This window comes from Shewanella sp. ZOR0012, assembly GCF_000798835.1.
In the GTDB taxonomy this organism is placed as follows: Bacteria; Pseudomonadota; Gammaproteobacteria; order Enterobacterales; family Shewanellaceae; genus Shewanella; species Shewanella xiamenensis.
On the sequence record NZ_JTLE01000094.1, the window covers coordinates 1,344,155 to 1,348,751 of the forward strand.

At 44.2% G+C, this 4,597-nt stretch carries 6 protein-coding genes and 1 pseudogene; 1 reads left to right on the forward strand and 6 read right to left on the reverse strand.

Annotation, left to right across the window (positions count from 1 at the left end):
• Positions 1-98 precede the first annotated feature (98 nt).
• Positions 99-1,166: a protein-glutamate methylesterase/protein-glutamine glutaminase gene (locus L976_RS07615; RefSeq protein WP_037418477.1), complete on the forward strand. Its 1,068-nt coding sequence runs from the start codon at positions 99-101 to the stop codon at positions 1,164-1,166.
• 44 nt (positions 1,167-1,210) lie between these two features.
• On the opposite strand, the gene efp is transcribed toward L976_RS07615, so the two are convergent.
• The 6 genes and pseudogenes from efp to L976_RS07645 all read right to left on the reverse strand — a co-directional run.
• Complete coding sequence (gene efp / locus L976_RS07620) at positions 1,211-1,771, reverse strand: elongation factor P (RefSeq protein WP_037418480.1); 561 nt, start codon at positions 1,769-1,771, stop codon at positions 1,211-1,213.
• Between the two features lie 44 nt (positions 1,772-1,815).
• Positions 1,816-3,000 (reverse strand): elongation factor P maturation arginine rhamnosyltransferase EarP, encoded by a 1,185-nt coding sequence (earP, locus tag L976_RS07625; protein WP_047535670.1) that lies wholly within the window; start codon positions 2,998-3,000, stop codon positions 1,816-1,818.
• A 92-nt stretch (positions 3,001-3,092) separates the two neighbouring features.
• The gene (fldA, locus tag L976_RS07630) at positions 3,093-3,620 is read right to left on the reverse strand and encodes a flavodoxin FldA (protein ID WP_023265275.1); all 528 of its coding nucleotides are present in this window, start codon (positions 3,618-3,620) and stop codon (positions 3,093-3,095) included.
• A 55-nt stretch (positions 3,621-3,675) separates the two neighbouring features.
• Positions 3,676-3,948 carry a LexA regulated protein gene (gene ybfE / locus L976_RS07635; protein ID WP_011072323.1) on the reverse strand — a complete coding sequence of 91 codons (273 nt, stop codon included), beginning with the start codon at positions 3,946-3,948 and terminating at the stop codon, positions 3,676-3,678.
• 11 nt (positions 3,949-3,959) lie between these two features.
• Positions 3,960-4,181: a DUF2788 domain-containing protein gene (locus L976_RS07640; protein ID WP_007648263.1), complete on the reverse strand. Its 222-nt coding sequence runs from the start codon at positions 4,179-4,181 to the stop codon at positions 3,960-3,962.
• A 101-nt stretch (positions 4,182-4,282) separates the two neighbouring features.
• Positions 4,283-4,597: pseudogene (locus L976_RS07645) on the reverse strand (alpha/beta fold hydrolase); the annotation flags it as partial.

The following is a 4,597-nucleotide window of genomic DNA, read 5'->3' on the forward strand; positions in this document are numbered from 1 at the left end:
TGAAGAATACCGATATTTTAATAAAGCGAGTGAAGATATGCGTACCTCTAATAACTCGGTGGTGATTTGGTCGGATTAACAAGACTTAAGGGGGCCTTGTGATTAATGTCGCCATAGTCGATGACTCAGCAGTTGTCAGACAAGTGCTCAGCAGCATGTTATCTAACCAGCCTGATATTACCTTATTAGGCTGTGCTCGGGATCCGTTGTTTGCGCTTAAATTATTTGAACAGCAATGGCCCGATGTCATTATTCTTGATATTGAAATGCCAAGAATGGATGGCATTACTTTCTTAAAAAAAGTGATGGCTGAAAGGCCAACCCCTGTTGTGATTTGCTCAACACTCACTGAGCAAGGTGCTTCAGTGACTATTGCTGCACTTGCCGCGGGAGCGGTTGATATCATTACTAAACCTAAATTAGGATTGAAGGGATTTTTGGAGGAATCACAAGCCCGTTTACTCCAGTCCGTGCGTGCTGCAGCTAAAGCATCAGTATCAAAATTGCGTGTTAATACCCCTACAAAAATGCCTGTCGCCGCGAAACATAACGCCGATGTAGTGTTAACATCAACAAACCATGCGCTACACCAAACCACGGATCGGGTTGTTGCACTCGGAACTTCAACGGGTGGAACCCATGCACTTGAGTGCGTGTTAACGGCATTGCCACGTACAAGTGCCGGTATTGTTGTTGTCCAACATATGCCAGAGCATTTTACGGCGGCCTTTGCTAGTAGGTTAAATAGTTTATGTGAAATGGAAGTGAAAGAAGCCGAAGATAACGATAGAGTGATGCCGGGTCTTGTGCTCATTGCTAACGGTGGCAAGCACATGCTGCTACAACGTAGTGGTGCTCAATATCGTGTTCAGCTTAAGGACGGACCGTTGGTCAGTCGGCATCGCCCCTCGGTTGATGTGTTGTTTCGTTCAGTCGCTAATGCTGCGGGTAAAAATGCCCTAGGCATAATTATGACTGGTATGGGGGACGATGGTGCTCGGGGTTTGCTAGATATGCATCATGCTGGAGCCACAACATTGGCACAGGATGAAGCCAGTTGTGTGGTTTATGGTATGCCAAAAGAGGCTGTTAAGCTCGGCGCAGTCAGTCGGCAGGTTGCTTTAAGCAATATTGCTGAGGAAATTATTGCGTTTACCAAAGAATAAAAAAGCCAGTGCGGACACTGGCTTTCTCTGACGAAAAAAGGCGGTTATACGCGCTTTTTAAATTCGCCAGTACGGGTATCGATTTCAATCTTGTCGCCAACTTTCACAAAGTCAGCCACGCTGATAGTGCCGCCACCAGTGATAGTTGCTGGCTTCATTACTTTACCTGAAGTATCGCCACGAGCTGATGGCTCAGTGTAGATCACTTCACGTACGATAGTGGTTGGCATTTCAACAGAAATTGCTTTGCCTTCGTAGAAAGTCACTTGGCAAGTTTCTTCCATACCGTCAACGATGTAAGCTGCTGCATCACCTAAGTTTTCAGCTTCTACGTCGTATTGGTTGTATTCTGCATCCATGAATACATACATAGGATCAGCAAAGTAAGAATAAGTACAATCCAGACGATCTAGGATAATATCGTCTAACTTATCTTCACCTTTAAAAGTGGTTTCAGTACCAGAGTTAAGCAGTAAGTTTTTCAGCTTTAACTTAACGATGGCAGCGTTACGGCCAGAACGAGTTGTTTCTGTTTTCTGTACAACCCATGGGCTGCCTTCAAACATGATCACGTTACCAGGACGGATTTCATGAGCAGTTTTCATTACACAATTTCCTATATGTCGATTTTCTATATCAGCGCAGCATCTTAGCTTTTTTTCACAAATTGGACTAGCCGAGTTGCAAGATCTGCAGCATTTATTGCGTCAATTGGCCATTCTTTAGCATGTTGTAAGAGTGGCAAACAGACTGGATTTAGGTTTTGCCAGTGAGTTTTCACGGCGGATTGCTCTCCTTGGTTAAATGCAACGTTCAATTTAGACCAAGTGTCAGCAATATCAGGGGGCAGATTATCGCAGTAAAGTCGAATAAAAGCTTCTAATTTTATTAGATGATAATCATCTTCTTGCGGATAAATATGCCAAATAAAAGGTTTTGCCGCCCATTGGGCCCGTAAGAAGCTATCTTCACCGCGGACAATGTTAACGTCGCAGCTCCATAGTAGGCGGTCAAATCCCTTTTGATCGGTCATCGGCAAGATATGCAGGGTTAAATCCCCCAGTTTAATTTGCTGCCCAGGTATTAATTCCTCTATAGGGCAGGGCAATATGTGCTGCAAACTGTTTAAGCTGCGGCCTTTGGGGATAAGGGCGTGAATTTTTGCATCGAGTTTGGCCGTGGCTTGCCAGAGTTCACATAAGGCTGGGAGCGACTCGGTTTCATAACTAAAGACGCTATAGACAGTATCTTGCGCTTCAATATCCTTAAGACCAAGACGCTCAAATAATTGCAGCTTATTGGCGCTATCCTGTTGCCATGCATCGCGCTCGGCAAATAGCTCTCGCTCACAAATCAGTCCACCCGTCTTAGGTGTAAAGCCTGGGAAAAAGAAGTACTTTCTAATGCCGCTGGCCTGCATCGAGGGTAAACCATGGCAGCCATCGACCCAATCTTCTGCGCTTAAATACTCTAAATTAAGCCATAAAGGCACAGATTTTGGTGTTTTAATATGCAGTTCAGCCAGTTGTTGCTTCACTACATCGGGTAATTCGCAGGCGAAGGCTTCAATTAACACTGCGCCTGGTTCATAAACCAAAGGTAAGGGCGTAGTCCAATGAAGGATAGTCACGCCATGAAAAATCTGGCAAGTGAGGTTAGGGTCAAGGGTCGGTAAAATATGCGAAAAACTGTTTAAGTCATCGACCCAAAGCTTAATTGGGATCTGATATTCATTGACTAACTGTTTGGCTAAACGCCAAGTAACGCCAATATCACCGTAGTTATCGACGACAGTGCAGAAGATATCCCAGTGGGGATGTTGGGGAGCTACCATTGGAAATATCGCTTTCAATTACGTGGAGAACAAATGTAAAAAAAGCGGCATTGGGCCACTTTTTTTACAGAGCTCACTCGATGAAACTAGGCTTAGTCTTCGAGTTCTGCTAAACACATTTCTTCGTAGATTTGTTTGACCCAAGCATCAACACGCTCTTCGGTCAGCTCTGGTTGACGGTCTTCGTCAATCCCTAAACCGATGAAGTGATCGTCATCCACTAAGCCTTTAGAAGCTTCGAAGTTGTAACCTGCAGTAGGCCAATGTCCAATGATAATACCACCACGGGCTTGAACGATATCGCCAATCATGCCCATGGCATCGAGGAAATATTCCGCGTAGTCTTCTTGATCACCACAACCGAAAATAGCAACCAGTTTGTCTGTAAAATCAATCTGTTCTAACTCAGGAAAAAAGTCATCCCAGTCACACTGTGCTTCACCATAATACCAGGTTGGGATACCGAACAGCAGCAGGTCATATTCTGCGATCTGTTCTTTGGTACTTTTGGCGATATCTTTCACCTCAACCATTTTCTTACCCAGTTTCTTCTGGATCATCTTGGCGACAGCTTCGGTGTTGCCTGTGTCGCTACCGAAAAAAAGACCTACAGTTGCCATTGTCTATCCTTTATGTCTAGTTCACTTATACGTTAATCTTGCTGCTATCGATTGCTCAGCATTCTATTTTTTGCTGAAGAATTAATTCGATTAACTGGCTTCGGCTGATGTTACTGGCCAATGCCCGCTCATTCAAGGCGTCATATAAATCTTGTGACACCTTTAACTCTATTCGCTTTAATCCTTTGGCTTTATCCCGCTGGATCTGGTTGCGCTTATTGACCTTAAGTTGCTGGCTACGGGACAAAGGATTGCTACGTGGGCGTCCCCGTCGCTTTTCATTGGCAAAAAGGTCAATGGTCGTTCTATCTGTTGCTTCTTTTGCCATGTTCTTATTGTTTAACCGATGCCTGAACCTTCCCAAGACATCTGGATAATACCTTTTGCAATAAACCCGGCGCAGCCGAGAAATAACACTAACCAAACAATAAATCGACCGAATTTCGGTACGTTACCTTGTTTTAGCACATCGTGGATGGCCATGCCGATAAAGAAAAATATCGCGGCAAAAAACAGGTTCAAGCCGATGGTCTCAATTTGTTCCATGTACTGAGATAACATACTTTCTTAGTCCTCTAGAGTGTTCTAAGGCTAAAAGAGGCGCGAATATATCACATCAACAAGGTGTCGGCTATATGATTTAGGTCGAGAATCGTTGTCATTTACACCGTGTGTTTGTCAATAAATTCAGACACAATCCGGTTAAAAATGGTAGGTTTTTGCGCATGTAACCAATGGCCACACCCTTCAAGGGTTTTTGCTTGTGCCAATGGGAATTGTGTCATGATGGCATTTCTATGTTCACCAGTGACATAGTTTGAGTCTCCTCCGCGGATAAAGAGGCTGGGGCCGTGGTAAGTTTGGCGCTTTTCTTCTACAAGATTATGCCAACCAATAATGTTGGGATAACACGCTTTTAAGCCGCTTAAATTCATTTTCCAACGAAAGCCTGTCTCAGTCCGTTGCAAATTTTTGAG